Raw genomic sequence first — 24,864 nt, 5'->3', positions numbered from 1 at the left:
TACTCCTCTCCTAATTTGCCGCGGCCAGCTTTTGCAGCAGGTCCGCGCCGTATCGGTACGCCTCCAGGTAGTCCATGGTCTCCTCGGCCAGCCCGAAGCGCGCCTGTACCTGGGCCCGGTAATCCGGCTCCTGCGCGCCCAATGCCTTGTCCACCGCCGCCCGGAGCATATCCATGGTCTTACTGTGGTAAGGCCACCAGTGCATCACATCCGCGTGGTTGGAGGCGATGCCCTTGGCATAGCCCTCCGAGTGGCACAGGATGTCGGCGGCGGTCAAGCCGTAGGTCTTGCAGAGCTGGACGCACAGCGCCACGGCGCGGCCCCACACGGCGGCAAAATATGCCGCGGTATCCTGGGGGTTGTAAGCCAGATACGAGCCCTGGCGGCTTGCCAGCTTGGCGAGGGTGGCCGGTCCGCAGGACCCGTCCGCCGTGAGTCCCAGGTCCTTTTGGCAGGCCCGCAGCGCCGCGTCGCAGCCGGGCCCGAAAGAGCCGTCCACCCCCTTGGGGTCGTATCCTCTGGCCTGGAGCTCCATCTGGAGGCGCTGGACAGCCCAGCCAGAGGACCCCCGTTTGAGGGCAATCCACTCGGCGGGGATCAGGCGGCACTCCTGGGGCTCGCAAATCTCAAGGCTCAGGTGGGTGTTGTTGGCCGCCCCGCCGCAGTGCCACGCCCGGCAGGTGTCCGGCAGGGTCTGGAGCGTGCGCTGGTCGTCGATGATGTAGTGGACCGCCGCCTCTGCGCCTGACCGGTCCCAGGCGGACCGGATGGTCTGGGCATCCGCCCCCGGGGTGGCGGTGGAGTGTACCATGATCCCCTTGGGGATAATGGTCCTCCCGGCCTTGTAGCAGTCGCTGTTGGTCATGATGGCCTGGGTGATGTCGTCCATAGGCTTGTCCTCCTTATCGCTGTCGTCGGGCTTGGATGAGTGCCCCTTGCGCTTGTAGACCAAAATCAGATTCTGGCTTGGGTCACGGCCCTGCACCATATCCCCAGTGGCCCTGTTATAATAGTTCACCTTGCGTCCACCGTCGCCCATGATGCAGTCGGACCATCCGAGTCCCTGCACATAGTCCCGCAGCTCCTCCGGCTCCATGCCGTCGCTCCCATCCGGGAAGGCGATGAAGGCGAGCGCCCCGCCGCAGAAGCCCCACCCCGTCCGGCCGCGACGCCCCCGGACATCTGGCTTGCAGTACATGGTCTCCGGCTTGCCCTGGTAGAGTCCGGCGGAATTTGCAATATAGTTCGCCTTGCCGCAGGCCCCGCCGGGCGGGACTATGCCCATGGAGATGTCCGGCCCGGTATCCCAGATCAGAGCCGGGTAGTGGTATGCGTCGGTCGCCAGCACCTTCCCGTCAGCCTTGATGGGGCACGCGGGCTGATAGCTGCCGTAGAGCCAGAAGTTGCCCGTGATCGCAAGGTCTGGAGCCTCTTGGGCCACAATCTGTCGGAGGGGCAGCTTGCTGGAGTTGATGTAGATTTGCACCCTGTCTATGTCCCCCAGTGGGATAGAGGTGATGTACTTACTCATCGCCCTCAGCCGCCTCCACCGCCCCGCGCATCAGCTCCACCGCCTCGGCGTACCGCCCCGCCCTGCGGAGCTCCACCAGCGCCTTGTAGTGGTCAAATAACGCCTGAGTGAGGGCCGCTCCCTCATTGGTTAGTCTGGGCAGGTCCTCCGCCAGCGCGGCGTAGTCCACATCCCCCGCGCCCCTGTAGTGGGGCAGCGTGGGGTCCCCGGCGTTCCGGATGTTGGCCAAAAACATATCCTTGGCGTTCTGCGGCTCCGCGTGATTGACTGCGGCGATGTCCATGATCTCGTTGATGTACTCGTACAGATGCTTCATAGCTGACTTCCTTTCCGGCCAAGTTGGCCTGTCACATATGGATAATCTCTTCCGCCTGATCGGCGGTGATCCACTTCGGGGCCATGGAGCGCACCTGCTCCGCCGTCAGACGGCCCAGACGATACTGAATGCGGATAAACTCAACCATCGCCTGTCCCTCCCATCATCAGCTCCAGCATGGCCGCCTCCAGCGCGGAGAGCCGTTCCGCCTCTGTGGGCGAGATGGGGGGCTGGGCCTGTCCCATGGCCTCCAGCTCCGCGAGTTCTTCTGCTGTCATGAGGATTTTGACATTATCTATTACTTTGTACATATCGCTACCTCACCCAAATCTTTACTTGTCCGCTATATATCTGGTAGTCCTGTACGGCGCTTTGGGCAAACTGGATCGTTTGGGCTTTACCATCTCCCATATTTGCGCCAGTGGGCGATGCCGTATTATTTAGCGAGGACGCAGACATCGCGTCATAGTCATAGGTGGATATCCGTGTGATCCAATGGGCTCCGGCAAATATGGCATGTATGATTTGATGCTTGATGCCATCCGTGTTGCGGACGGCCACGTTATTTGTGAGGCTTGCCCCATTGACTTTAAGCTGCCACCCCATCGTTTGATTTGACTGTAGCCCCCAGGTCCTGACTGATATCTCTGTTATGTCGGGTACATTCCATTCCCAATATGCCGTACCCACGTCAGATTCCGAAAATGTATGTTCCCATAGCAGTGTCCACTCTCTGCCCCCACCCGGCGCGCTCACTTTGCCCCACGCTCCGTCCACCACGCCCGCATACATGCCGTTGTCCTCTGCGGTCACGGTGGGGAGGCCGACGCCATCCGCACCTGCGGGACCCTGCGGGCCGGTGTCTCCGGTGTCACCTTTTGGCCCCTGCGGGCCTTGGATGCCCTGTTCCCCCTGGTCTCCTTTTGGGCCTTGCAATCCCTGGGCGCCGGTATCGCCCTTCGACCCCTGCGGGCCTTGTGGCCCCGTCTCGCCCTGGATGCCCTGTAGACCCTGCTCTCCTGGATCTCCCTTCTCTCCCTGGGGACCGGCGGGACCGATAGGTCCCTGTTCTCCTCTGGGACCGGTCGCCGATACGCCGGTATCCACGCCGCCGACGACCCAATTCCCGCCGGGCCCAATGTTGGGGGCCGCCCCGCCGGAGTAGACGCCGGTATCCTGATACGCCCCGCTCTCCAGGTCCCACACCATCCACGTCTGATCCCCGGACAGCTTGGGCGGGTGGACCGCCGCCGCTTCCGCCCGGTCTGCGGCGGCCACTGCGGCGGCCTTGGCCTGCGTGACCCTGGCCTCCATCTGGGCAAGCTCCGAGGGCTCGACGCTCGGAAATGCCTCCGCAGCGTTGATGCTCCCGCTCACCAGCAGCTCAAACTGGTTGCTGTGGGCCACCGTATCCCCTTTGAGCCCCCGGAGCTGACAGCGGTACAGCCCGTCGGAGGCCAGGATATCCCGCGTGAGGTCCACCCACAGCACGTCCCCGGTCCGCTCCAGGTCCACCACGTTCTTTGCTTGCCCCAGAGCCATATCCAGCTTCACCGCCCACCCCGCGTCCAGGTCCGCGGCGATCTCCAGCCGCCGGTGCAGGTGGTCCGACTCATACCCGAGCTCCCGGTCCCTTACTTCCATCAGCACACGCCAGTTCTGCAGCTCGATCATCAGGCGTAGTCCTCGCCGGTGATGTCCTTGTACTGTTCTTTGGTGATGACGCCCTTGCGCACCGCCGTCTTCACCATCGGCTTGCTCCACAGGCCCGCCTCGTAATAATACTGGATCCGTTCAAAGCTCATGTTATACCACCTCCGCATCGTCCAGGGTGAGCATGTTCTGATATTCCAGGCTGGCGGCGATGGACGCCAGGCTCGTGGCCGTCAGTTCCTCGTTGGAGACCGCCTCGCCGGGGGCGTTCTGCGCGTCCTCGAAGGCTTCGATGGCGTCCAGCACCTCCTGGTCGGTCCCGCAGGCGGAGAAGTCGCACCCCTGCTGGGCGCAGATCTGCTTCATCTGGGCAAGGGGCGTGCAGAACGCCCCGTTCACCTCCCCGGCAGCCAGCACGTAGGGGATCGCCGCCGCCGCGGGATACCGCTCCATCCACTGCCCCGCCGTCAGCACCTCCCCAATGGGCGTGATGACCTGACTGGCCTTGTCCCAAAGCTGATATCTTTTGCTCATGTTTCTATTCCTCCTTAAATTGTATAGACATCGACGACCGCGCTATAACTGCCGCTGGAGCTACCGTTGTTGCCGCCGGCAAACAATCCGTAATCTCCAACCTGGATCCCCTGCGGATATTCCCGCGCAAGGCTCAACGACGTTGCCACAGTCATAGTCAAAGAGGCGTCGTAGCTATCTACTACTGCGCTGCGGCTACTGGAGCTAGTGCATCCGCCCCCGAAAAGAGCAAAGTCGCCCAATGTCATAGCGGCGAGGTCATATCTGGCAGTGCTTAATGATGCGGCCGTACCCTTAGTTAGAGATGCGTCAATACTGGCAACGACTGAATTTGCACTATTGTTCCTGACATATAGGATATAATCGCCGACAGTGGCCGCCGCATTGCCGAAACAGACTTGGGCAGCCGTCATCGTGGACCGTGTAAGTGATGTATTGTATACGTCTATAGTAGTGCTGTTCATTTGATCTTCGCCGTCGTAGTAATATCCGCCAATGAATAGGGCGTAATTGCCGACTGCCGCCGCCGCAAGTTTGTATCTGGCTACGCTCAGGGCGGTAGGCGTACTCCGGGTAAGGGAGGCGTTGTAGGCGTCCACGGTGGAATAATATCCGGATTTCGAGCTAGTCCCCTGGTGGCCCCCGGCAAATAGAGCGTAATTGCCGATTGCGGCCGCACCCAGCGCCGTCCTAGCCACGCTCAAGGCGGTAGGCGTACTCCGGGTAAGAGAAGCGTTGTAAGCATCTACGACTGTAGACGCGCCGTATGTGGAGGAGTTACTACCGCCGCCAAATAAGGCATAGCTTCCCACAGCCACACCCGCCAAGTCATATCGGGCCTCGCTCAGGGCGGTAGGCGTGCTCCGAATGAGGGAGGCACTGTAGGCGTCTACGGTCGTCATATATCCCGAGGAATACGAGTACCCCCCTCCGAACAGCGCGTAATTTCCCACCGTCGCCGCCGCGTGATAGGTTCGTCCGGAACTGAGTGCCGTGGCCGTCCCATAATACGCCAGTTCTCCCCCGCTCCAGAAGATGCGCGCCACTCCTCCCACGCCGATGTACGCCTTTTTGACCTTCCGGGCCACTCCTGCCACACCGATATAGATCTTCTTCACCTTGCGGGCCTTGCCGCCCACGCCGATATAGACTCGTTTCGCCATTTCGTCGTCGCCTCACTCGTACACCAGGTAGATGGTTCCGCTGGTCAGGCTGGAGCTTCCGGCGGTCAGGTCCGTGGTGCTGGCCTGGATGGCCCGCATCATGGCAGTGGTATAATTGGTGTCCGCCGCCCCGGGCCCCGTCGTGCGATTGAGGGCATAGCGCAGTGTGTTCATGGTCACAAGGGCGGAACTCGCTGTGAGAGCGGCGGACGCGCTGGTGTTGTCCTTAATGGCGCGGGTGGTCACTGCGCCGGTGCCCGCCCCGATGAGCGCCGCGCCGCTGGTCAGGCTGGCCGCCCCCGTACCGCCCCGTGCCACAGGCAGCGTCCCGGAAGTGATCTTACTGGCCACCAGATCGGGGATGCGTGCGGCGTCCAGCGTCCCGGAGGCAATGTCACCCGCCCCATGGCTGTGGCCGGCGGCCGCCGCCCCCACGTCGGCCGCTGCCAGGGTGACGTCCGCACTGAGCGCCTTGCCGTTCACCTTCCGGGTCGTGGGCACCGCCCCCACCTGGGCCGCCGTCACCCCATGGGGGTTGTTGGTGTTGGAGATGTGCGCGCTGGTGGACGCCCCGTCCGCCTTGGCGTTCCAGGCCGTCCGCTCCGCCGCGCTGACGTGCTTCACCCCGTCCGCTTCGTGCGCCGCCAGCGCCGCCCCCTCCGCCTTGCTCTCCTCCAGGTCCTTCAGCGCCGCGTCGACGGCGTCCATATTGACGTTGAGCGCGTCGACCCTGGCATAGTCGCTGCCGCCCGGCTTATTGAGGCCATAATTCGTTGTCTGCTCCATCTCAGAGCTCACCTCCTAAAATCTCATCCCAGGTCCGGCTCTCCAGCTCTCCCCAGGTCTTCTCCTCCAGCTCTCCCCAAGTCCGGTAGAGGATGATGTAGTCGTATGCCAGGTGCGCGGGCTTGATCTCCTCCAGGGCCGCCGACAGGTCGTCCAGGTTGGGCGGCACCCCGATGCTGCTCAGGAACCGGATGTCGAAACGGTATGCCTCCGGCTGCTCCTCCACCGCCACCTGGCCGTTGTAAAAGCTCTCGGCCACGTTCTGGATCATGGCCACGGTGGTGGTGCCCTGCCCCCGCAGCTTGGAGAGGATGCGGGTCCGCCGGTAGGCGTCGGGGCGGGACACGTCCACATCCAGCCCCAGGGACGCCTCCCAGCAGGACAGTCCCCAGGTGGCCTTGTTGACGTCCAGTTGGTCGATGAGCCCGTTCTCCGCCGTCCACAGGGCCTCGGTCTGCTGCTCCAGCGCCCCCTGGAGGGCCGCGATCTGGGGCGAGGCGGCGTAGAAGTCCGGCAGATAGCCGATCAGTTTCACGTCAGCGTCACCGTCCCCTTCACAGGCACCTGCTCATCCCCGATGCTCACGTTGCCCGTGCCGCCGTTGATCGTCAGCGCCGTAAAATCGGACACTCCCGGGATGCTCAGCAGCAGATAGGCCACCTGGTTATATCGCAGGGTGGAGGCCGAGAAGGCCAGCTCCATGAGATAGGTGTCCAGCGCCGCCTCGAACTCCGTCTTGACTTGGCTGAGGGGGGCACTCCCATCCAGCGTCACCGCCGCCGTCACGTTGATGCTCAGCGGCGCGGCCGCCGCCACCGTCACCGTGGCCCCGATGGGCCGTTCCGCCTCAATGTGGGCCTGTACCGCCGCCACGATCTCCGCCGAGGCGGGCTCCATGCCGCCGTCCACCAGCACCACCTTGACCGTCCCCGCGCCGTTCCACAGGGGGAATACCCTGGCGGCGCCCACGCCCGCCACCTCCAGCGCCCACTGCTCGTAGTGATAAGCGTTTCCGGAGGTGGCCGGGCGGCTCAGGTAGGCGTGGATGCGCCCATAGAGGGCCCCGTCGCTCTCCGGGTCCGTGCCGCCGGCGGCGGGGCCGTTGGTCCAGGAGGACAGCCCCGGCAGCGTCGCCGCCATCTGAGACAGCTCCCCCGCCTCCACGTTGTACGCGCTGCCCACCTCTGCCGCCTCCGCCGTTCCCGCGTCGCCGCTCCCGGTGAGGACCACCGCCTCCGTCAGGGCGAACTCCAGCCCGCCCGGCGTGACGAACACCGTCCCCGCCGGTACCGTCGCCCCCGCCGTGCCGGTGAGGGTCATGGCGCACCGGGCGCGGGTGCCCGGCTTCCGGGTGATGCCGTACTTGGCCCCCTCCAGGTCCAGGTAGCCCCCCGAGCTCTCGTCCACGAAGGCGATGGACACCACCGCGTTCATCGCCTGGTAGACCTTCCAGATCTCCAGCGCGGCGGGCCCCGCCATGGAGTCCAGAAAGCTCCCCTCACGGGTCTCCAGGCTCTCTCCGGCCTCCGCCAGGATGGCCGCCTTGATGCTCTCAGGTGTGATATCTTCAAACATGTAATCTCACCTCGCTTGTTCCATAAATGGTCCGCACCGTGCAGGAGATGGACAGCCGCCCGTCGTCGAAGTCCACGCCCACGTCCTCCACGGCGCTGATGTAGGGGTTGATCTCCAGGGCCTCCCGCACGTACCGCTGGGCCTCGGACTGCTTCAGCGCCTCGGTGTACGGCTGCCCCATCAGGTTCTCCAGCTCCGTCCCGTAGGCCCGGGAGTAAATCTCATGCCGGAACCGGGTGGTGTGCAGGGCCAGCCAGGCCCAGACCCGTACCGCCTCCGCGCCCTCCACCGTCTCCGGTTCTCCGTTGCGGAACACGGGCCGGTTCCCGTCGTAGTCCCATTTGACCTCCCGGCACAGCGGAAGCGCCGTCCCGGTCTGCACCGCCTCCGGCTGCACCACGGGGAACAATGTCGTGCTCATACGCTCACCGCCTTGCACAGAATGATATACCGCTGGTTCTCCTCAATGGGCAGAAGCACCACCTGGTCCCCCGCCGCCAGACCATAGGGCAGCAGTCCCGGCGACGAGAGCAGGTCTTCCCGCTCCTGGGACGTCCCCCCGGCGATCACCCGATGGGGCCGTGTCGGGTGGTCCTGGTCCGGCCAGGACGCCACCGTCCCCAGGCACAGCCCGCCCTCCGCCGCCCCGGGCGTAAAGATCCGCGCCAGCCGCTGATAAGGATTTTCTTCCACGTCCTCGCAAACTCCTCTCCGCTTCGCCCGCCTTCCGGCGAGCATCCGCTCCACTCCGTTGCTCGTCCTCTCCCCACAAAGCCTCGCGGCTTTGCGGGGACCCCTTCTGTTGCATCGCCGGGCCCGTGTTGGGCGCCTTTCCCTGCCTGTCACCCTCCGCGCCCTCTCAGGCGTCCGGCAGCTTTCCCGCTTCGGCCTCATCCATCAGGTTTCTAAAATTCAGCACCAGCTTGGTGGTGTATACCCCGCCCTTCCAGGTGTGGGTGTCGCTGTCGATCCAGCACAGGCCGTACAGCCCCGTCACCGGCTCCTGGAGCACCGCGCACTCCCCGGCGATGAGCGCCGGGTTCCCCCGCACCTGCGCCGTGATCTTCTGCGCCGGGGCGTTGTCCTCCAGCAGCTTCCTTGCCTCCGCCGCCGCGTCCTTCCCGCTGCTCTCCGTCACCATCTGCTGGAACAGGCCGTACCGCGCGATGGACGCCCCGTCCTCCACAGGGCTCCCCTTGGCCGTGCCGTCCTTGCTCAGGATCTGCACCCGGTTCACCAGGCGCTCCACGCTGTCCGTGGCCGTCAGGCTGATGAGGTTGGACCCCGGCCGCAGCGCCAGGGTCCGCTCCCCCTGCTTTTTTTCGATCACCTCCAGCGCCTCGCCCCGGAACCGCACCATATACCGCCCCCCGGTGGCGGCTGACGCCTGGGTGTACGCCGTCTGGATGATCTGGTACAGGCTCACCCCGGGAAAATTCCGGCTGATCGCCGTCCCCGTCCGGGCCAGGCTCCCCACCGTCAGCCCGAAGTCCGCCGCCACCCGCCCCGTGATGGCCTCAGGGGTCTGGCCCCGGAAGCGGTACGCCCCCTGGTTCCGCTTTAAGTACAGCCCCCGGTCCGCACAGGACACCTCCACCGTGTTGGACAGCGTGTCCCGCTGCCGGGAGAACACAAAGCCGTCGAAGAGCAGCGGCTCCCCCCGGTAAAACTGCACCCGGCTCCCGGGCGGGCAGTCCACCGCCGGCAGGCGCTTGTCCTCCGGGCACACCAGCAGCGGGAAGTCCAGCGTCCGCGCCGCCTGGTCGTAGCTCCCGCCCCACGTAACGCTCCGGCACAGCGCCGCCGCGTCCCGGGTCCCTCCCTCCGGCGGGGTGATCAGCAGCTTCAGCTTTTCCTCCATGACGGCCTCCTCACATGATCTCAAGCAGCTTGTCCCGGGAGAGGTTCAGATAGGATTTTCCCGTCTCCGGGTCCCGCCCATATACCGTCGCCGCCGCCGCTTTCTGGGACCGGGAGGGCGTCGCCGCCGCCGGCAGCTCCTCCCGGGCGGGCAGCCGGAGCACCTGGCCGGGGTGGATGAGGTTGGGGTTGGCGATCCCGTTGGCCGCCGCCAGGCGCCCGTACAGCGTCGCGTCGCCGTAGAACCTCCGGCAGATGGCCGACAGCGTGTCCCCCGCCGCCACCGTGTACGTCTCCGCGCGCTCCGGCTCCGCCTCCACCGTCCGCGCCCCGTTCCCCGTCTGACGGCTCTCCGTCGTCTCTGCCGCCAGCGCGCGGTAGCCCCGCAGCGGGATCGTGCAGTAGAGGTCCCCCGTCCCGTCCTGCTCCCGGTATCGGATCGGGTCCAGCAGCACCGCCGCGTTCACCGGCGTCCCGGACACCACGAACCGCAGCACCGTCCCCGCGTCGCTCCACTTCTCCAACTGCTCCAGGTATACCCACGGGTTCGTCCCCGCGCCCGGCTGGTTGAAGGGATACCCCTGGGCCGGCAGCAGGCAGGTAAGCTCCGTGTCCAGCAGCACCGCCGGGCCCGGCAGGTTCACGTCCCCCGACTCCTGCATCGTAATGCCCGCCGCCTTCCGCCCGTGCTCGACGTCATAGCTCCCGGGTGTCACCGGCAGCACCAGCTCCCGCCCCGTCTCCGTATCCTTGAAGATAAATTGCCGCGCCATGCCTATACCCCCAGTTCCGCCGCGCGGACCACATTGGCCGCCAGCTTGGCCGCCAGCCGGTCCAGGTCCGCTTCCTCTCGAACGGTAACCGGCCCCGAGAACGTCACGTTTACGCCCATCCCCCGGTCCGCCGCGCGGGCCTGGGATGCCGTCAGCACCCGCTCCCCCTGGTGCAGCAACGCCGGAAAGTTGTCGTAAGGCACATAGCCCAGCCCCCAGGCGTGGGGGCTCCAGTTCGCAGGGTCCACGTCGAAGGGCCCGTTGTATCCCGGTCCGGTGAAGTGGTCCACGGACTCCCGGATGCCCGCCGCCTGCTCCTGAAGGTCAAGGGAGTCGATATACGCGCCTCCCCTCCCCACAGACAGCTCCTGCTGCTTCTCGTAATCCCCCAGGTAGGCCGCCTCACCCAGCGCCAGCGTGTTCTCCCGGATGGCTGAGATCAGCTCCAGCTCCACGTCCCTGACCTCCTGCATCTTGTCGCTGGCCCCGAACGCCCCCTCCGCCAGGGCCTCCGCCTGACTTTTGAGGGAGTCCGCCTTTTCGCCCAGTGTGATCTTTTCCTCCTCGCTCGCGTCCTGGAACGCCGCCTCCAGCGCGGTGTACTCCTCGTGCAGCCGGGCCAGCGTCTCCGCCTGCTCCCCCTCGTACAGGCTTCCCCCCGTTCCGGTCAGCAGCGTGGTCATCGCCTCCCGCAGATATTGCTCCTTCAGATTCTCCTGGGCGGCCTCTCCCGCGCCGATCATGGCGTTGAGGCCGGACATCTCGTCGGCGATGCCCGAATAGTAGTCGATCTGCCGCTGTTTCCCCTCGCTGCGCAGCGTGTTGTACGCCTCGCCCTGGGCGTTGGCCATCTCCTGCTCCCAGCCCTCCAGCGTGGAGCTCCGCCCCGCGAAGGTTTTGCTCTGCTCCTCCATCGCGCCGGAGAATCCGTCCGTCAGGGCCGACAGGATGATCTCCACCGCCTCCGTCCCGGCGATCTGTCCCTTGGAGATCATATTGTAGATCTCCCCCCGGCTCTTTCCCTTCGCCTCGGCCAGCATCCCCACCGCGCCGATACCACGGCCGTTGAGGATGTTCAGGTACTCCAGCGTCGCCTTGTCGCTGGACTTCATCTGTCCCAGGGCCTGGGCCACCGTGGTCATATCGCTGGTGCTCATGCCCAGCGCCGCCCCCGCGTCGCCTATGGTGGACAGCACCGGCAGAATGCTCTCCGCATCGTATCCGAAGGTGGCCAGCGTCTTGCTCATGGCCGTCAGGTCGTCGTAGAGGAAGGGCGTGGTGTTGGCCATGCTCACAAGCTCCGACAGGTACGTCTTTGCCGTCTCCCGGCTCCCGAACAGGGTGGAGAACGAAATGAGGTCCGTCTCCCGGCCCGACGCGATCCCCGACCCGCTCTCCAGCTCCGCCGCGTGCCGTTCCCCCGCCGAGCTGTACAATTCTCCGTAGTAGCTCTTGAATGCGTCGTCCCTGGCCTTGAAAATCTCCGTCCCGCCGGATATAGCGCCTGATATGCCGCCTACCGCCGCGCCAATGGCAGCCCCTGTAGGCCCGAGTACGGCCCCCATAGTCGCCCCGGATATCAACCCGGAAACCATAGAGGAAACTAACTGTGCTTGTGGTTCCCCTATGGCGCTGGTCAGGACTGACCCGGCCAGACGAGACAGCGAATCACTTGCCAGTTTCCCCAGGCCGGCAGACATCAGCCCCTTTGCCAAGCTGGTTTCTCCCCCCTGATTCTCCGCCTTTCGCTGCTGGTCCATCAGCGACTTCAACGCGCCGTAGTTGCTCTTCATGGCCGTCTCCGTCTCTTTGAGCCTGCGCCGGTATTCCTCCTGTTCCTCCAGCGCCTTATCCAGCGCGCCTTTATGCGCCTCGTCCTTGTACTTGGCGAACGCCTTCCGCGCCTCTCTGACCGTCACGCTTGACTGCTCCAGCTTCTTCCGGTAATCTACCGTCTCCTTGGACAGCTTGTCCTGTATCTTGCTGTAGGCCTGTGTAGTCTGCTCCAGCTCCTGGAGTTCCTTGCTGAATGCCTTTGTCTTCGTCCCGATGCCGCTCAGGGGGCCGGACACCTTGTCGACCAGCGACATATAAATGTTGATGCTTTCTTCCGGCATAGTCTCGCCTCCTCTTGACTTTTTACCTTTTTGGCGATATGATTTCCACAGAAGGAGGGTTGCGGTTATGAAGCGTTTTTGGAAAGAATTTCGGGCGCTCTCTCATGAACCAGTCATCCTTATGATCGTGTGGCTCCTCGTGGTTGGCACTCTCTTCTGTGCCGCCTTCTTCTCTTTGGTGGGTAATATGTCTCCCTACGACGGCATGATGTGGGGAGGGTTCCTGCTCTGCTTACTCTGGGCCGTTTGGGCCAGCTTTCCGCCCAAAGATGAATGACCTCTCCGCCGCCCTTCGGGGCGGCTTTTTTGCGCTCATTTTGATCTCTGCTCCGCCTATCCTCGCGCTTCCACCTCATAGGACGCCAGCGCCCAGATGAGGTCCCGCTCCCCGGGGGACTTCCGGTAGTAGTCCCCCGGGGCCCACCCCTTCACATGGAAGAGGTAGTAGACGAGACCCAGCTCCGCGTCGCTGCCGTCCTCTAGGCGTTTTTTACTTCTTCAATGGTCGCCGTCCGGTATCCGCACAGCCGCTCCACCGCACGGCTCAGGTCCTCGATCTCACCCGGCAGCAGCAGCGCCTTTACCGTCTCCGCCGGCGTGGCTCCGCCGAATTTAGCCTGGAGCGCAGGGTCCTTCAGGTCCGGTGAGACCACCCCAGAGAGCACGATATGTACGCTCAGATCCTCCGACATACTCTCCTTCAGCTCGCTCACCTTCCCGTAGGGCAGCGCCCGCAGCTCGAATACCACGTCCTCCCCCAGCAGCTCGCTCAGCCGCTTCACACGGTACCGCGCCGTGGGCAGGCTTTTCCGCACATTGGGCGTCTCCTCCCGCAGCAGCAGCTCCAGAATGCTCCTCTTTTCGTTCATACGCTTCTCCCTTCTATCGTAAGCGCAAGGTCCGCCGCTTGGAACGATCCCCGGCGGAGGTTGAATACCCGCGCGAAGTCCAACGCAGACAAAATCATGCCCCCATACTCGTAATCTGGATGTTCTTGGGCGAATATCTCTGTCGCCGCAGTACGCATAGCCTCGATGTCCAGCCCCTCCGGCGTCATATACTCGTTTAGAACTCCAACCAGTTCAAAGGCGTACAATGGCGTTCGTCTCCTGTGGATCGCGATCCGGGCATATTTCTCCTTGCCGTCCACTATGGCGTGGCGCATCAGCCCCTCCGCAGGTTTCTTTTTCATCCGCGCCGCTCCTTATACGTTGATCTCGTCCAGGAACTCATAGCCGGTAAAGGTGAAGGGGCACTCCACCTTGCCCACGCTCTTGGCCTCCCAGTCGGCCAGGGTGAGGTCGTCGAAGCTGACGTTGCTCAGGACCACCCGCTCCGCCCCGTAGGCGTCCGGGTCCTTCAGCTTGCTCACAATGGTAAAGCGCACGTCCTTTCCGTTTCGGATGTTCTCCCCAATGGCCAGCGCCATCCGGGAGGTCACCTTGTGCATCCGCAGGGACCCCGTACACTCGATGCTCGTCACCTTTTTGTCGCTGGCCATCTGCCCGCACAGGGCGATGTCCTCCTTGTTGAAGCTCACCTTGGCCTGGAGCCCGTAGCACTCGGATACCTTGTCTCCGTCCAGCCACACCTCGCCCCAGGTCCCTGAAATCACTCGCTTTGCCGAATCCATGTTTTAGCCCTCCTCAGATTGTGATATTGAGGCTGATATCCTCAATGGCGTCGAGGATCTTGATGGACGCCTCCAAAAACACCTTGTCGGCGGTGTTGGCCTCCTTGATCTCCTGCTGGCTCATCCTGGAGGTGTCCGTGCCCACAGACTGGAGGTATGCCTCCTGGTGTGCCAGGTCGATCCCCACCGAGGAGCTCCCCGCCTGGAGGATGCCGGACTGCTCCAGCCCCACCAGGTAGCCCTTGATGGCCGTCACCAGCAGGCACTTATTGTCGTAGCTGTTGGCGTACTTGCCGATGTAAGCGTCCTGGGCCGTGGTCCGGATGTCGGTCTGGATCATATCCATGACCTCCACCATCTTGATCTTCTTCCAGGCGTCCCCCTTGTCCTGGGTGGTGGTCTGGAGGGAGTTCACCCCGCGGGCCACCTTCACCTTCTCCCCGTCGTGGAAGAGGATGAACTTGCCCGCGTCCACCGCGGCGTCCATGGCCTCACGGGTCAGCCGCCCCACGTCGCTCACCTCGGGGAGAGGGGCGTAGGTGCAGGAGATGGTCATGGGCGTCCCGGCGATGAGCCCCGCGATCCGGGAGCAGTACTGCGCCGCAGTGAACTCGGTCGTGCCCACCAGGATATCCCCGGTGGCGAAGTTGACCACCGCCTCGCTGTCCGCCGCCTTGTTGGGCAGCACCGCCTTGCAGATGGCCGCGTCGTTGCTCCTCCGGCCGGCGATCCAGGTCGCGATGGCCGTGGCCTCGGCCTCCGTGCAGTCGGGGGGCCCCGCCAGATAGTCAAAGGTCTGGGTGGCCAGCCACGTCAGGGCGTCGGTCAGCGCCTCCGCCGCTGCGGGCAGCACGTAGACCAGCACCTGCCGGGGCGGATTCACATACCCCGTAAAGGCCCGCTGGATGTATGCCTGGTTGTCCGTCCCCAGGGTGGCCGGGATCTGGCTGGCGTTGGTGTAGGCGTGGCCGCCGTTCTCCTTGGCGTCCTTGATGATGAGCGCCACCACCCCCTTCTCAGAGCGCTCGATGGCGCTCGCCGCTGTGGATTTGAATGCGATGTTGATGCTGGGAAGTCCCATTTCAATTCCCCTCCTTGATTTTTGTCTGTATTTCGCCCATCAGGGGCCACTCGTCCCCGCCCGGGCGGTCGTCCTGGTACTGAAACGTAATGCTGGTCTCCGCGTAGTCGAATTGGCAGTTCCCCTTGTTGGCCGTCACGTGGAGGAACCGGTCCTCCACCTGGAGTCCGTCCACCGCGAAGAGCTCCTGTACCGCCCCCATCCGGGTCATCAGGTCCGGCACGTGGCTGTTATAGTAGTCGTCCGCCTCCACAAAGGCGGTGACCACCACCGTGGCCTTGACCTCCAGGCAGCCGCACGAGGCGTCCAGCATCTCCACCGGCCCCAGCTCCACCAGGAAGGACGGCCGCGCAAAGTCCACCGGTACCTGCGCCATATAGACCGTATTCTCCGGATACCGCTCCTCCACCAGCCCCTTTACCGCCTCTGTGATCGCCAGAAATGAAAGCATTGTAATCCTCCTCATTAAAGATCGAATAAGTTCTCCAACTTGACCAGCACCTTCTCAGCCGCCCGCATGGCCAGTTCTTCCGCCCTAGGCCTTGTGAACGAGTAGAATTGCCGGGCCGGTACAATGACATTCCTTTTGCCCAAAACTACCTTATCCACATTGATACGCGCTTTGTACCGCTTGGCTTTCCCCGATGGCGGACGAATGGCATGCCCTTTTTCCAAATATTTGGTAATCTTGCGGCTTGAAGCTTTTTTCCCCTGTACTTTCTCTTTAGCCGGGTAGATCGCAACATAGCCGCCACGCGTGCCCACGCGATATCGCTGCCAATTGCGCACATGATTTCTACCGTCTTGCACCCCCCTCTGGATAATCTGACGCTTTACCTCGGCCAAGACGGCCCTACCCATTTCATCCAGGGCCTGCCGCTTGGCATCCGGGATTTCAGATATCACATGTTCCCACCCATCAAAGAATCGCTTAAACTCCCCGTAAGCACATCCCATCAAAGGTCACGCTTTCTCCATATCTCATATTCATTTTTCCAGCTGTCCAGTGTGTGAGCTATCTGTACCACATACGGTTCCCCGGCTACGTCCACCAGCCCCCCTGGTGCCAGCTCCACCGCCTTGGGCGTCACCAGCACGTAGCACACGGTGGTGGTGGCCATGGGGTGGTCCTGCTCGTGGCGAAGGTACTTCTCGGTGAGAACACCCGGGAACGTGGGGCCGTTCTCTCCCCGGTGGACGTTGCCTTTGCACGCCATCGGCTCTACCAGCGCGGCCTGGACGTCCAGCCACCCGGGGATGTTCTCCACGATGGAGGTCAAAAACAGATGCTGTCCCTTCCAGCGCAAGGCGTTGTGGAGGGTGAGGTTCTGCCGCCGCAGGACCAGGCGCACGTCCCGGGCCCCAATCCCCACCTTGGAAAAGAGGTTCGTCTGGTCCGTCAGCTCCGCCTCCGCCCAGGTCCGCCGCACACTCTCCCACGCCCAGCCTCCCTCCACCGCGGCCAGCTCCAGCACCTCCACCCGCTCCCGCAGGGCGCTTGCATTGTAGTGCATCTTGTCCTCCTCTTAACCAGCGGCGGGCTCCGGCGGAGCGCCCGGACGTCCCCTACTGCGGCAAAATGCCAAAAAGCAGGCTGGTCGTCGTCCGTAATGGCATAAGCCCCGCCCGGACGTTCCGCCGGGGCCCGCCGCCCCGGTCCTTGATTATGCTATAAAACCCCCGGTTCGCCGAGCTTGAGCTGATTGATGATTCTGCGCAGCGCTGGGTTTTCCTCCACCCGGGGGTTGTCCTGGTCGGTCCGGCGCATCTCGTCATAGTAGCCCAGAGTGAGGCCAAAAGCCGCCAGCTCGTACAGGGACGCTCGGGCCGGCGTGTCTGAGATCCCGGCGCCGCTCAGGTACGTCACTGCCGCCTCATACAGGGAGCAGAGCAGCCCGTCCTCCTCATCCTCCGCGTGCATGTAAGCTTTCAACCGCGCCAGCTTGTCCGCGTCCATGACCGTCAGCCGCTGCTCTTCGGCAGCGTCGCCACCACAAAGCCCTTGTCCACGATGAGGTTTCCGCCCACCATGGCGTCACCCAGGATGGTGAGCATCCGTTCCACCGCCTTGACGGACTCATCTACCCGGACGGTGTAGGCGCCGAACAAGCCCAGCTCGTAGTTCATGGGGTCTCCGTACACCATGGTCTGGATGGCGGCGGCGCCCTGGGTCGAAGCGGACAGGGCGGTCAGCTTGGAAGAAATGGAGTAGGGTATGATGGTGCCGCCCTCCCGGATGGTTCCTGTGTTTGGATTTCCGGCATCGGGCACGATGTCGAAGAGCCTCCGCTTCTCGTTGGTCCCCCGCAGCTTTCCCAGCGCCAGCAGATCCATTTTGTTGAGGTACAGCCGGCAGTTTCCGCCCAGCTCCTCGTCTCCGCCGTAGGAGAACATCAGCTCCGTGAGCAGGTCGGGGCCTACCTCATCCACATCCAAAGAGGCATAGATGGTGCTGCCCGCCATGTTCTTGGCGGTCTTGACGCCAAACATCTCGTTGGTGGCCTGGCCGTCGCCGTTGAAGATCATCCCCACCGTGTCCCTGCGCATCGCCCGCATGGCCATGCCGAACACCTTGGCATAGTAGTTGGCGGGGGTGAGGCGGGAGATGTTCCGGTCCACGTAGCTGGTGGTGGTGAGCTCGTAGGGGGCGATTTTGGCAACGCCGAAGGTGGGATCGGCGGAGGCAGTGCGGGCCGTCCCGGCGGCGGTGGAAACCTTGGCCCCGTTGGCGGCAGGCTCGGAGATCACATAGGGCTCCAGATAGGCGGCCATACCGGTAAGGTCCTGGACGTAGACCTGATCGATGATGGCGCCCACGCCGTAGCCCATGGCGTCCCGGATATCCGTACCCGCTCCGGTGGGCTGAGCTAGGGTGCCGGTGGCCAGGGTCACAGCCTTCTCCGTCTGGCGGGGCGCAAAGAGGGCCTTGGCCACCTCCATGGGAGCAAATTTCACTTCATCGCCCTTCATCAGCGCATTGCCCCGCTCCTCCGCCTTGTCCCTCTCCTCGGCCAGATCGGGGGCCTTTTCCAGGAACTTGCGGTCCTGCTCCCGGACCAGCTCCTCCACGTCCTTGATCTCATCGTTCATGGCCGCCACCTTGGCCATCTCGGCGCGGTACTCCTCCCGCTTGCCATCCTTCAGCAGAGCCTCAGCCCCCTCCAGCAGGGTGGTTCGCTGGGTTTTCAGGTCGATCAATTTTCTTCTCATGCTTGATACCCTCCATAATATCTGTTTTTTTCCAGCTCCAGCAGGGCTTCGTCCTGCCAGTTCTGACTATCTTTGCCGGGCGCTTTGCCCGGAGGCGACCCTTCCGGGCCCTCTGGCCCGCCATAGCGTTTGACCACCCCCGCCGCCGGCTGCGCCGGGACCGGCAGCAGAGACACCTCATAGGCGTCGGCAGCTCCATCCAGCTCGACACAGCACTGCTTGCCCTCGTAGCAGCAGCCCTTGACGTGCTCACACCAGGCAGTGGCCCGGTCTGTGCCGCAGATGGTGCAGATGGCCCGCTCCATCGCCACCCCGACGCTGCACTCCCGGAGCAGTCCTGTCTCGATGGCGGCGATGGTGTCACCGTTGCTCTGGAGCCTCGGCATGTAGCACCGCAGCACCAACTGTTGTCCTCCCTCCACGTCGGGCATCCCCTCCACGCCGGCGCTGTACACCCGGGCGGTCTGGCTCCCTGCGGTCCACTTGTGGTCCAGCAGTACCGGCCGTCCCACAAAGAGCTTAGCGAGGTCCTCCAGGGTGGCCTCGGTGAATCGCTCCAGATCCCGGTCCACCTGGTTGTTGCACGCCGCCAGACGGAAGGTATAGACCTCCTCCGCCGCCAGGGGGCGCAGGGCCTGCCGGGCAATGAGCGCCAGGTCCTCCTCGGTGGCCTCGGCCTTCAGCAGCCGGGCCGATTTCATGATCTGTTCCATTAACTCTCCCTTCTGCCGGTCTCCGCCCGGATACGGCTCAACTCCGGCCAATCCCGCAGGGGTACATAGTTGAGGCTGGCCCGCCGCTCGTCGCCCCCCGGCACATCCGGCATATCCTCCAGGGCCCTCACATCGTTGACGGAGAAGGGTCCCTCCTGCATCATATCCTTGTACCACTGGCCCCGGGCGGAGGTGTCGCCCCGTAGCTCCGCCATCATGTTGATGCGGACTTCCAGACCAGCGTCCACCTGGCTCCTGGTCAGCAGTTTCCAGGTCCGCTCCTCCTCGTACTGGCTCACATTGGGGTGAAGCGTTCCCACCACGTACTCGATGGCGTTTTGCTCGTTGGACCCATATGCCTGTTTGCCCTCCTGGAGTTTGTAGAGCGGCACGCCGAAATACCGGGCGATATCCCGGACCGACACCTCCCTGCTCTCAATAAACTGGGCGTCCTGGTTGCTCACCGACAGGGGCTTGTAGTCCAGGCCGAAGTCCAGGATGGCCACCCGGTGGCTGTTGTTGGGCCCGGCGTGGACCTTCTCCCATTCGCTCCTCAGCTGGTCCTTCCGGGTAATCCATGAGCCGTCGGAGCGGGTCAGCGGCTTCCCCTCCGGGTCCTCGGCATATCCACCCAGATCGCTCTCGGTGCGCAGCACGCCGGAGGGCTGGCCACCGTTTTCATAGTAGGCCCGCTCGTATTGTTGGGCCGCCAGGCTGGAGGCGATGACCTCGCTGGCCCGGCGGAGGACCCCCACGCCCTTCAGCCCGTCCCGGGAGGCCGCTTTGTAGTGGCAGATATCCTCCTGCGGCAGGCGCATGGGTTCCCCCGTCCAGGGATGGGTCACCGTGTACCACACCCGGCCGCTCTGATCCCGCCATGGCTCCACCAGCTCCCCGGGCACCGGGATAATCTCGGTGATGCGCCCGGTACGTGGGCTGCGCAGAATCCATTCATATCCGTTTCCGGTGACCAGACGGCTGGTCTCCACCACTTTCTTGGCCACAAACGGACTCATAGCCGCGTTGGGACGCACGTTGAGCAATTGAAGCAGCGGCAGGTCCACCCGCTCCCGGGTCCGGCTGTCCATAATGAAGGAGGGCAGCTTCCCCATGGAGTCGCTGAGGATTTCTATGCACCGATCCACCGCTGAGAGCTTGCGGGCGAGGCTTTCGTTGGTGTCCGTCCCCATGGGCGGATAGCCGGCGGCAATCATGGACTCAGCCGTCACTGCTTTACGCCTCGTGGGGACCCGGGCCAGGACCCGGATACCCTGGGCAATACTCACCGCCCCCCACCCCCTCCCAGGATGCTCAGGGCCGCGCCGGCGATGGCCAGCAGCCCGCCGGCGATGAGGCCGGCCGGGAGGTAAATCAGGCCCGCGCCCGCCGCCACCGCTGCGGCGCCCGCCGCCAATGCCAGTTCCGCCCCTCGGCGCCGCAGCGCCGTTTTCCATTTCTTTTCCATAGGACCTCCTTGCGTCTCACAGACTGAAATCAGGCCGTTTCATAGCGGCCGCCAGGTCGATGGGCTGATTTTCCGCCACAATCGCCGTAGCCATGGCGATGATCCAGGCCACCGCGATATCGATGCGCCCAATGCTCCGGTTCTTCATGGGCTTCATGTTCTCGTTGCCATCCACCGCGCACCGGACGTTTCCAAAGCACCACCGGGCGCAGGTGTTATGGATGTGGAGCATTCGGTGGGCCCGGATCAGCCGCTCAAGCTCTTTCATGGCCGGCGACATCGACGGCATGGTCTGCGGAATCTCCACCACCTGGACGCCCCGGTCCATCAGCCGCTGGGTCAGCGTCCGGCTGAGGTAGGGGTCTACCCCCAGCAGCGCCAGCTCGTAGCGCCCGGCAGCGTCGGCCACCGCCTCCTCCACCTGGGGGAAGTCGATCATATCCCCCGGGCAAAGGGTCAGGAACCCGGCCCTCGCCCAGTCCTGATAGGGCACGTGGTCCCGCTGCTCGGCCTCCCTCACGCCATCCTCCGGCCGCCACGCCTGGAACAGCGCCACCCAGTGCTCCAGTCCTGGCTGAGGAGGGAACAGCAGGGTCAGGGCCGTCAGGTCCGTCGTGGTGGAGAGGTCCAACCCCCCGTAGCACTTGAGTCCACGCAGGCGCCCAAGCCATGCCTCCCGCTCGGCTTTGGCGGAGGGCCCCCACTGGGTCTTGTCGTAGAGGGTCAGGGGTATCCACCCCACCGCCTTCACGCTGATCCACTGGTTGAGCCGCAGCCACCGGAACAGTTTCTCCCCCGCCGGGCTCCGTTTGGCCTCCTGGGCCTCCAGACGCAGGGCCCGCAGCTTCAGATGCTGCCCCAGGGAGGGGTTGCAGCGCCGCCAGAATCCCTCGTCCCAGATGTCCACCCCGGCCAGGTCCTCCGGGTCGTCTCCGTACAGGGCGGTGAGTCCGTACAGCACCGGCAGCCAATTGCTCTGATCCCGGGCCAGCAGTTTCTCCATGGCGGACGCTAACTCATCGGGCGCGGCCTTGCGCAGGGAGAGGACCTCTTTGGGGTCTCCGCCCTCCCGCAGGATGGTCCGGAGCCGGCGGGCGTCCCGGATATCCACCGCCTTTTCGTGGATTTCCCATCCGATGCTCTTCCGGTCCGGGTCGTCTCCCGCCGTGGTCAGCACGATCCATACCGGTTGGTCATGGGCCGCGCCGGCGGCACCCGTCATGACGTCCCACATCTCACGGTTGGGCTGGGCGTGGAGCTCGTCGAAGATCACGCAGGAGGGCTTGTAGCCGTGTTTAGAAAAGGACTCCGAGGACATTACCGCCAGTTGCCCCACCGTGACCCACCGCACGGTCCCGTTTTCCGCCCGCTTTCTCTGCCGGTACTCCACCCGCTTCTGAGATCGGATGACCTTCAGCTCGCCCCTGGCGATCATCTTCGCGGTCCAGGGCGCCGTTTCCAGCATGAACACCGCCGCCCGAAACACGATCCCCGCGTTATCCCGGTCCGCCGCGCACAGATAGACTTCCGCGTTCAACTCGCCGTCCCCGAACAGATGATAGAGGGCCAGGGCGGCGGCCAGCTCGCTCTTTCCGTTCTTCTTTGGGATCTCCAGGTAGAGATACTGGTATTTACGCAGCTCCTCCCCGCTTCCCTCGTCCCGATCCATGGAGCCGTAAAACTCCATCAGCGTCTCCCTCTGCCAGTCATACAGGTGAAAGGGCTTTCCCGTGTCCGTGGTCGGCAGCCGCTCCACAAAGTCGCACACAAACTGCCCGTTCTCCGGTCTGCTCACTTCCATGGGCTATTTCCCCGCCGCTCTGGCCTGTCTGGCCCGCAGAGCCTGGGTAAACTCGTCCACTTCATCCGCCTCCACGGCGGCGGCGGCAAGCGCCGGCGGGACCACCAGGCGGCACCTGGAGGAGACCGACAGTCCCATGGCTTCCGCACACTGTCTGCACTGCTTGAAATAGCTGCTCTGCACTCCGGTCCACTCACGGGCCAGCTTCTCATCCTTGGCCCGGATGGCGGCGGAGGCCAGCTTGTCGGCCCGCACCCAGCGGTCCCTGGACACCAAGAACTGGCCCAGCACATCCCGGTCCAGTTCCGCGTACAGTCCGGCCAGCCGCAGAATTTCCCCAATCTCCTGAAACTCCCGGTGAAACCGCTTCATGAGCCAGGCGGGCGGCTCTGCCCGCTCCGGAGGAGGAACGTGGACCTCCTGGTCCCGCCGTGCGTCCTCCTCGGCCTGTGTCATGTGCTTGCGCCCGTTCGCCTTTAAAACGTCTGTGGGCTGTCTGGGTCCCGGCATGTTACAACACCTCCCGGTCTGTTTGTTTTCTCGTACTCAGGCTCGCCGCCTGCCGGCAGATATCTCCGGGGCGCCCTTCCCGCCTCCTCGCGGCATTTTTCCCGCTCCCGGCGCTCCCGTCCCCCGCGTTTCCTGCCTCCTGCGTTTCCCATCTCCGCTCTCTCTACCACACCCTGACCCTCGAAACCTCCAGTGGGGAAAAAATCCTCCACGTAGGGTGCCATGTGGTTGAAGACGAATCCAGGCAGAACTTTTGGGGGTTGGGGGAGGGTATCCGACGCCTACGGCGTCGTGGATACTAAGCGCGGGCATGACCCGGACACATGCGCATGCGCCCAAGCCTGGTCCACTTTTGCTGGGTCGAGGCGCTTACTTTTGGCGCTTTCTGCGCTGTCTTTCGGCCATCTCCAGAGCCGTTTTTTGGTTGTGATGCCGCTCACATAGGCTCTGGAGATTTCGGCGGTCCGTGAATAGCGCCCAGTCTCCACGGTGCGGAATCTTGTGGTCCACCCGCGTGGCCCTGACCCGCTGTCCCTGTTTAGCGCACTCGCGGCAGAACGGCTCCCGCAGGAGCTGTGTGGGCCGAAGATCATCCCGCCATGCTGGCGTATAATACATCCAGTGCCACGCAGCACTCTCCCCGCGCTCTGCCCGCTTTGGCTTATGCTTTGCGCAGTATCCCTCGCGGGTGAGCTCCGGGCACCCAGGATGTCGGCATGGCCGGAGCGGTTTTTGCGCCATGGGCTATCACCTCCAGACAAAACAAAAAGCCGGCTCCGACGTCCGCCCCAATCGGGTTGGATCATCGGCACCGGCTCTCAAAGCACTGGCCCTGCTCGATATCGACCATCGTTTCTGTCCGGCAATCCCGGCAGTAGACGATGAGATTTTTGGCCGAGGTATCCGGCCTCACCTGGAGGACCTTACGCCGTCGGCAGGAGGGACACATCAACCATCCGTCCTTGATGATCAGTTTATCAGTTTTTTTCTCAGCTTGCAAGGCTTTTTCTCCTTTTCTACACACCCTGACGAATTATTAAGACTGGTTTCAAGCGGGAAAATTATTAAGCGGCCCTTGCCGCCGTCCTATATTATAGGTATAGCGTTCCGGCTCCCGCTCAGGAAAAAGGAGATACCGGGCCCCCACACAGTCCGCAAAGCCGTATGGGTTTTTCTCACTGAAGCTCTCATAATCCACGGCTCCCATCGGCGGAGCAAGGGTAACGCTGTCGCTCGGGATCTCAATGTACTCCACCTGGTATTTTTTGAGATTTCTAGACCCCCGCCAAGTCCTCTCTCCCGGCTTGGCCCGCCCAAACTCCCGGGCCTCCTTCGTCATGTACTTGGCAAGTTCCCGATAATAATGGACGTCCAAAGGCTCCGCCCGAATATAACCTCCCCCCTGCCACAGGCTCCGCACCTCCTCCAGGTCCTCCAGCGACACACAATTGAGCACTACATGGTGGTGGAGCCGTCTGTTCTCCAACTCTCCGTCCTCGTCAAAGTGGTCGTAACATCGACATTCGTGAAAGCCCTCCGTGTTGTATATATATCGGAGCTCTTCGCCCCGTTTTCGGCGGGCCGCGCGATATCTCCGGACAAACCTCTGGAAGCAAGTATCAGCACTCTTCTTGTTGTCCGGGAGGTGAGCATCGTCGTATGTAAAGACCAGCACCCAGTCTCGGGCACCGAAGTTAGTCGCCAGAGTCAGCTCCAACTCTCTCCAGGAGCACTTCAGATTGTAGAACTGCTGACCGGGCGAAGTGGGTACCTGTCGCCTGCCCCGTCGGCGCTGTCCGCTTAAGTCCGGGACTTTCCCCAGGATCTCCAGGTGCAAAAGACCCGCCGTGATGGATTTGATACACTTCGCCATCTCAATTCTGATGCATTTTCCGCTGTCGCAGTATTCCAAAAAGTGTTGCTTTGCTATTTTGTCGTGGGCAATTTCTTCCGGCGTCGGAGCGCCAAAGGGTACCCGGTCAATGTGCGTCAGTACAGCCATCGTCCTCATCCTCCTTACGGGCCTTGCTACAAACCGGGCAAAAACACTTTCTGTATGTTCCGGTCCATCCATATAGCTTCAAATTTTTCATTTCGGCTGCCGGGGTGCTATATATCTCGTCGTGCCCGCGCCCGCATCCGT

General features: G+C 63.4%; 33 protein-coding genes. 1 reads left to right on the top strand and 32 read right to left on the bottom strand.

What is annotated here, in order from left to right:
- Positions 1 to 10: 10 nt before the first annotated feature.
- From SRB521_RS16875 to SRB521_RS05620, 15 genes are all read right to left on the bottom strand, one after another.
- On the bottom strand, positions 11 to 1,531 hold the full coding sequence (locus SRB521_RS16875; RefSeq protein ID WP_420810021.1) for a peptidoglycan recognition protein family protein: 1,521 nt from the start codon (positions 1,529 to 1,531) through the stop codon (positions 11 to 13).
- Positions 1,524 to 1,847, bottom strand: coding sequence for a hypothetical protein (locus SRB521_RS05680; RefSeq protein ID WP_129868793.1), 324 nt, complete (start codon positions 1,845 to 1,847; stop codon positions 1,524 to 1,526). The genes SRB521_RS16875 and SRB521_RS05680 overlap by 8 nt, the downstream gene beginning before the upstream one ends.
- A 140-nt stretch (positions 1,848 to 1,987) precedes the next feature.
- Positions 1,988 to 2,125: a hypothetical protein gene (locus tag SRB521_RS16075; protein ID WP_207216001.1), complete on the bottom strand. Its 138-nt coding sequence runs from the start codon at positions 2,123 to 2,125 to the stop codon at positions 1,988 to 1,990.
- 37 nt (positions 2,126 to 2,162) lie between these two features.
- Complete coding sequence (locus SRB521_RS16780; RefSeq protein WP_243647719.1) at positions 2,163 to 3,521, bottom strand: collagen-like protein; 1,359 nt, start codon at positions 3,519 to 3,521, stop codon at positions 2,163 to 2,165.
- On the bottom strand, positions 3,521 to 3,652 hold the full coding sequence (locus SRB521_RS05670; protein WP_195417317.1) for an XkdX family protein: 132 nt from the start codon (positions 3,650 to 3,652) through the stop codon (positions 3,521 to 3,523). Before SRB521_RS05670 ends, SRB521_RS16780 begins: the two co-directional genes overlap by 1 nt.
- A gap of 1 nt (position 3,653) precedes the next feature.
- Complete coding sequence (locus SRB521_RS05665) at positions 3,654 to 4,034, bottom strand: hypothetical protein (protein ID WP_129868806.1); 381 nt, start codon at positions 4,032 to 4,034, stop codon at positions 3,654 to 3,656.
- Positions 4,035 to 4,048: 14 nt separating this feature from the next.
- The gene (locus SRB521_RS05660; protein ID WP_116722670.1) at positions 4,049 to 5,197 is read right to left on the bottom strand and encodes a Kelch repeat-containing protein; all 1,149 of its coding nucleotides are present in this window, start codon (positions 5,195 to 5,197) and stop codon (positions 4,049 to 4,051) included.
- A 12-nt stretch (positions 5,198 to 5,209) separates the two neighbouring features.
- On the bottom strand, positions 5,210 to 5,983 hold the full coding sequence (locus tag SRB521_RS05655) for a hypothetical protein (RefSeq protein ID WP_129868805.1): 774 nt from the start codon (positions 5,981 to 5,983) through the stop codon (positions 5,210 to 5,212).
- A 1-nt stretch (position 5,984) separates the two neighbouring features.
- Complete coding sequence (locus tag SRB521_RS05650; protein ID WP_116722671.1) at positions 5,985 to 6,518, bottom strand: putative phage tail protein; 534 nt, start codon at positions 6,516 to 6,518, stop codon at positions 5,985 to 5,987.
- A complete protein-coding gene (locus tag SRB521_RS05645) occupies positions 6,515 to 7,558 on the bottom strand; it encodes a baseplate J/gp47 family protein (protein WP_129868804.1) in 1,044 nt (347 codons plus the stop codon). Before SRB521_RS05645 ends, SRB521_RS05650 begins: the two co-directional genes overlap by 4 nt.
- Positions 7,551 to 7,979, bottom strand: coding sequence for a DUF2634 domain-containing protein (locus SRB521_RS05640; protein ID WP_075704232.1), 429 nt, complete (start codon positions 7,977 to 7,979; stop codon positions 7,551 to 7,553). The genes SRB521_RS05645 and SRB521_RS05640 overlap by 8 nt, the downstream gene beginning before the upstream one ends.
- Positions 7,976 to 8,251, bottom strand: a complete 276-nt coding sequence (locus SRB521_RS05635) for a DUF2577 family protein (RefSeq protein WP_129868803.1) — start codon at positions 8,249 to 8,251, stop codon at positions 7,976 to 7,978. The genes SRB521_RS05640 and SRB521_RS05635 overlap by 4 nt, the downstream gene beginning before the upstream one ends.
- A gap of 166 nt (positions 8,252 to 8,417) precedes the next feature.
- Entirely contained in the window at positions 8,418 to 9,419 is a 1,002-nt protein-coding gene (locus SRB521_RS05630; protein WP_129868802.1) for an XkdQ/YqbQ family protein, read from the bottom strand.
- Between the two features lie 10 nt (positions 9,420 to 9,429).
- Positions 9,430 to 10,191, bottom strand: a complete 762-nt coding sequence (locus SRB521_RS16650; protein WP_116722655.1) for a LysM peptidoglycan-binding domain-containing protein — start codon at positions 10,189 to 10,191, stop codon at positions 9,430 to 9,432.
- A gap of 2 nt (positions 10,192 to 10,193) precedes the next feature.
- Positions 10,194 to 12,308, bottom strand: a complete 2,115-nt coding sequence (locus SRB521_RS05620) for a tape measure protein (RefSeq protein WP_116722654.1) — start codon at positions 12,306 to 12,308, stop codon at positions 10,194 to 10,196.
- Positions 12,309 to 12,375: 67 nt separating this feature from the next.
- On the opposite strand from SRB521_RS05620, the gene SRB521_RS05615 reads away from it, so the two are divergent.
- Complete coding sequence (locus SRB521_RS05615) at positions 12,376 to 12,585, top strand: hypothetical protein (protein ID WP_116722653.1); 210 nt, start codon at positions 12,376 to 12,378, stop codon at positions 12,583 to 12,585.
- 202 nt (positions 12,586 to 12,787) lie between these two features.
- On the opposite strand, the gene SRB521_RS05610 is transcribed toward SRB521_RS05615, so the two are convergent.
- From SRB521_RS05610 to SRB521_RS05535, 17 genes are all read right to left on the bottom strand, one after another.
- The gene (locus SRB521_RS05610) at positions 12,788 to 13,177 is read right to left on the bottom strand and encodes a phage tail assembly chaperone (RefSeq protein WP_075703956.1); all 390 of its coding nucleotides are present in this window, start codon (positions 13,175 to 13,177) and stop codon (positions 12,788 to 12,790) included.
- Positions 13,174 to 13,500 carry a hypothetical protein gene (locus tag SRB521_RS05605; protein WP_075703957.1) on the bottom strand — a complete coding sequence of 109 codons (327 nt, stop codon included), beginning with the start codon at positions 13,498 to 13,500 and terminating at the stop codon, positions 13,174 to 13,176. The genes SRB521_RS05610 and SRB521_RS05605 overlap by 4 nt, the downstream gene beginning before the upstream one ends.
- A gap of 12 nt (positions 13,501 to 13,512) precedes the next feature.
- The gene (locus SRB521_RS05600) at positions 13,513 to 13,941 is read right to left on the bottom strand and encodes a phage tail tube protein (RefSeq protein ID WP_075703958.1); all 429 of its coding nucleotides are present in this window, start codon (positions 13,939 to 13,941) and stop codon (positions 13,513 to 13,515) included.
- A gap of 13 nt (positions 13,942 to 13,954) precedes the next feature.
- Complete coding sequence (locus tag SRB521_RS05595; RefSeq protein WP_129868801.1) at positions 13,955 to 15,022, bottom strand: phage tail sheath C-terminal domain-containing protein; 1,068 nt, start codon at positions 15,020 to 15,022, stop codon at positions 13,955 to 13,957.
- Position 15,023: 1 nt separating this feature from the next.
- Positions 15,024 to 15,473: a DUF6838 family protein gene (locus SRB521_RS05590; RefSeq protein WP_129868800.1), complete on the bottom strand. Its 450-nt coding sequence runs from the start codon at positions 15,471 to 15,473 to the stop codon at positions 15,024 to 15,026.
- A 14-nt stretch (positions 15,474 to 15,487) separates the two neighbouring features.
- Positions 15,488 to 15,928: a hypothetical protein gene (locus SRB521_RS05585; protein WP_129868799.1), complete on the bottom strand. Its 441-nt coding sequence runs from the start codon at positions 15,926 to 15,928 to the stop codon at positions 15,488 to 15,490.
- Positions 15,929 to 15,978: 50 nt separating this feature from the next.
- Positions 15,979 to 16,536 (bottom strand): hypothetical protein, encoded by a 558-nt coding sequence (locus tag SRB521_RS05580; protein WP_116722620.1) that lies wholly within the window; start codon positions 16,534 to 16,536, stop codon positions 15,979 to 15,981.
- A gap of 155 nt (positions 16,537 to 16,691) precedes the next feature.
- Complete coding sequence (locus SRB521_RS05575) at positions 16,692 to 16,979, bottom strand: head-tail connector protein (RefSeq protein WP_116722619.1); 288 nt, start codon at positions 16,977 to 16,979, stop codon at positions 16,692 to 16,694.
- A gap of 5 nt (positions 16,980 to 16,984) precedes the next feature.
- Complete coding sequence (locus SRB521_RS05570; protein WP_116722618.1) at positions 16,985 to 18,232, bottom strand: phage major capsid protein; 1,248 nt, start codon at positions 18,230 to 18,232, stop codon at positions 16,985 to 16,987.
- Positions 18,229 to 18,945: a hypothetical protein gene (locus SRB521_RS05565; RefSeq protein ID WP_116722617.1), complete on the bottom strand. Its 717-nt coding sequence runs from the start codon at positions 18,943 to 18,945 to the stop codon at positions 18,229 to 18,231. Before SRB521_RS05565 ends, SRB521_RS05570 begins: the two co-directional genes overlap by 4 nt.
- On the bottom strand, positions 18,945 to 20,231 hold the full coding sequence (locus SRB521_RS05560; protein WP_165366576.1) for a phage portal protein: 1,287 nt from the start codon (positions 20,229 to 20,231) through the stop codon (positions 18,945 to 18,947). Before SRB521_RS05560 ends, SRB521_RS05565 begins: the two co-directional genes overlap by 1 nt.
- Positions 20,228 to 20,410: a hypothetical protein gene (locus SRB521_RS16070; RefSeq protein WP_165366575.1), complete on the bottom strand. Its 183-nt coding sequence runs from the start codon at positions 20,408 to 20,410 to the stop codon at positions 20,228 to 20,230. The genes SRB521_RS05560 and SRB521_RS16070 overlap by 4 nt, the downstream gene beginning before the upstream one ends.
- Positions 20,411 to 20,426: 16 nt before the next feature.
- Positions 20,427 to 22,211: a terminase large subunit gene (locus SRB521_RS05555; protein WP_116722615.1), complete on the bottom strand. Its 1,785-nt coding sequence runs from the start codon at positions 22,209 to 22,211 to the stop codon at positions 20,427 to 20,429.
- A gap of 3 nt (positions 22,212 to 22,214) precedes the next feature.
- The gene (locus SRB521_RS05550; RefSeq protein WP_116722614.1) at positions 22,215 to 22,721 is read right to left on the bottom strand and encodes a phage terminase small subunit P27 family; all 507 of its coding nucleotides are present in this window, start codon (positions 22,719 to 22,721) and stop codon (positions 22,215 to 22,217) included.
- Positions 22,722 to 23,090: 369 nt separating this feature from the next.
- A complete protein-coding gene (locus tag SRB521_RS05545; protein WP_242976605.1) occupies positions 23,091 to 23,339 on the bottom strand; it encodes an HNH endonuclease in 249 nt (82 codons plus the stop codon).
- Positions 23,340 to 23,523: 184 nt separating this feature from the next.
- Complete coding sequence (locus tag SRB521_RS05540) at positions 23,524 to 23,721, bottom strand: cysteine-rich KTR domain-containing protein (protein ID WP_242976604.1); 198 nt, start codon at positions 23,719 to 23,721, stop codon at positions 23,524 to 23,526.
- Between the two features lie 48 nt (positions 23,722 to 23,769).
- Positions 23,770 to 24,723, bottom strand: a complete 954-nt coding sequence (locus SRB521_RS05535; protein WP_116722612.1) for a rolling circle replication-associated protein — start codon at positions 24,721 to 24,723, stop codon at positions 23,770 to 23,772.
- Positions 24,724 to 24,864: the final 141 nt, after the last annotated feature.

The organism is Intestinimonas butyriciproducens, from assembly GCF_004154955.1.
In the GTDB taxonomy this organism is placed as follows: domain Bacteria; phylum Bacillota; class Clostridia; order Oscillospirales; family Oscillospiraceae; genus Intestinimonas; species Intestinimonas butyriciproducens.
Note: the sequence above shows the minus strand (reverse complement) of the source record. Positions and strands in the feature narration are given on the sequence as shown.

Coding starts and splice junctions, on each gene's coding strand:
- SRB521_RS05550 (WP_116722614.1), bottom strand. CDS start 22,721: ATGCCGGGACCCAGACAGCCCACAGACGTTTTAAAGGCGAACGGGCGC.
- SRB521_RS05595 (WP_129868801.1), bottom strand. CDS start 15,022: ATGGGACTTCCCAGCATCAACATCGCATTCAAATCCACAGCGGCGAGC.
- SRB521_RS05615 (WP_116722653.1), top strand. CDS start 12,376: ATGAAGCGTTTTTGGAAAGAATTTCGGGCGCTCTCTCATGAACCAGTC.
- SRB521_RS05535 (WP_116722612.1), bottom strand. CDS start 24,723: ATGGCTGTACTGACGCACATTGACCGGGTACCCTTTGGCGCTCCGACG.
- SRB521_RS05630 (WP_129868802.1), bottom strand. CDS start 9,419: ATGGAGGAAAAGCTGAAGCTGCTGATCACCCCGCCGGAGGGAGGGACC.
- SRB521_RS05645 (WP_129868804.1), bottom strand. CDS start 7,558: ATGTTTGAAGATATCACACCTGAGAGCATCAAGGCGGCCATCCTGGCG.
- SRB521_RS05555 (WP_116722615.1), bottom strand. CDS start 22,211: ATGGAAGTGAGCAGACCGGAGAACGGGCAGTTTGTGTGCGACTTTGTG.
- SRB521_RS05570 (WP_116722618.1), bottom strand. CDS start 18,232: ATGAGAAGAAAATTGATCGACCTGAAAACCCAGCGAACCACCCTGCTG.
- SRB521_RS05565 (WP_116722617.1), bottom strand. CDS start 18,945: ATGGAACAGATCATGAAATCGGCCCGGCTGCTGAAGGCCGAGGCCACC.
- SRB521_RS05640 (WP_075704232.1), bottom strand. CDS start 7,979: ATGAGCACGACATTGTTCCCCGTGGTGCAGCCGGAGGCGGTGCAGACC.
- SRB521_RS16070 (WP_165366575.1), bottom strand. CDS start 20,410: ATGGAAAAGAAATGGAAAACGGCGCTGCGGCGCCGAGGGGCGGAACTG.
- SRB521_RS05580 (WP_116722620.1), bottom strand. CDS start 16,536: ATGCACTACAATGCAAGCGCCCTGCGGGAGCGGGTGGAGGTGCTGGAG.
- SRB521_RS05600 (WP_075703958.1), bottom strand. CDS start 13,941: ATGGATTCGGCAAAGCGAGTGATTTCAGGGACCTGGGGCGAGGTGTGG.
- SRB521_RS16780 (WP_243647719.1), bottom strand. CDS start 3,521: ATGATCGAGCTGCAGAACTGGCGTGTGCTGATGGAAGTAAGGGACCGG.
- SRB521_RS05655 (WP_129868805.1), bottom strand. CDS start 5,983: ATGGAGCAGACAACGAATTATGGCCTCAATAAGCCGGGCGGCAGCGAC.
- SRB521_RS05610 (WP_075703956.1), bottom strand. CDS start 13,177: ATGAACGAAAAGAGGAGCATTCTGGAGCTGCTGCTGCGGGAGGAGACG.
- SRB521_RS05665 (WP_129868806.1), bottom strand. CDS start 4,034: ATGAGCAAAAGATATCAGCTTTGGGACAAGGCCAGTCAGGTCATCACG.
- SRB521_RS05605 (WP_075703957.1), bottom strand. CDS start 13,500: ATGAAAAAGAAACCTGCGGAGGGGCTGATGCGCCACGCCATAGTGGAC.
- SRB521_RS05575 (WP_116722619.1), bottom strand. CDS start 16,979: ATGGACGCGGACAAGCTGGCGCGGTTGAAAGCTTACATGCACGCGGAG.
- SRB521_RS05670 (WP_195417317.1), bottom strand. CDS start 3,652: ATGAGCTTTGAACGGATCCAGTATTATTACGAGGCGGGCCTGTGGAGC.
- SRB521_RS05680 (WP_129868793.1), bottom strand. CDS start 1,847: ATGAAGCATCTGTACGAGTACATCAACGAGATCATGGACATCGCCGCA.
- SRB521_RS05545 (WP_242976605.1), bottom strand. CDS start 23,339: ATGTATTATACGCCAGCATGGCGGGATGATCTTCGGCCCACACAGCTC.
- SRB521_RS05620 (WP_116722654.1), bottom strand. CDS start 12,308: ATGCCGGAAGAAAGCATCAACATTTATATGTCGCTGGTCGACAAGGTG.
- SRB521_RS16650 (WP_116722655.1), bottom strand. CDS start 10,191: ATGGCGCGGCAATTTATCTTCAAGGATACGGAGACGGGGCGGGAGCTG.
- SRB521_RS05660 (WP_116722670.1), bottom strand. CDS start 5,197: ATGGCGAAACGAGTCTATATCGGCGTGGGCGGCAAGGCCCGCAAGGTG.
- SRB521_RS05590 (WP_129868800.1), bottom strand. CDS start 15,473: ATGCTTTCATTTCTGGCGATCACAGAGGCGGTAAAGGGGCTGGTGGAG.
- SRB521_RS16875 (WP_420810021.1), bottom strand. CDS start 1,531: ATGAGTAAGTACATCACCTCTATCCCACTGGGGGACATAGACAGGGTG.
- SRB521_RS16075 (WP_207216001.1), bottom strand. CDS start 2,125: ATGACAGCAGAAGAACTCGCGGAGCTGGAGGCCATGGGACAGGCCCAG.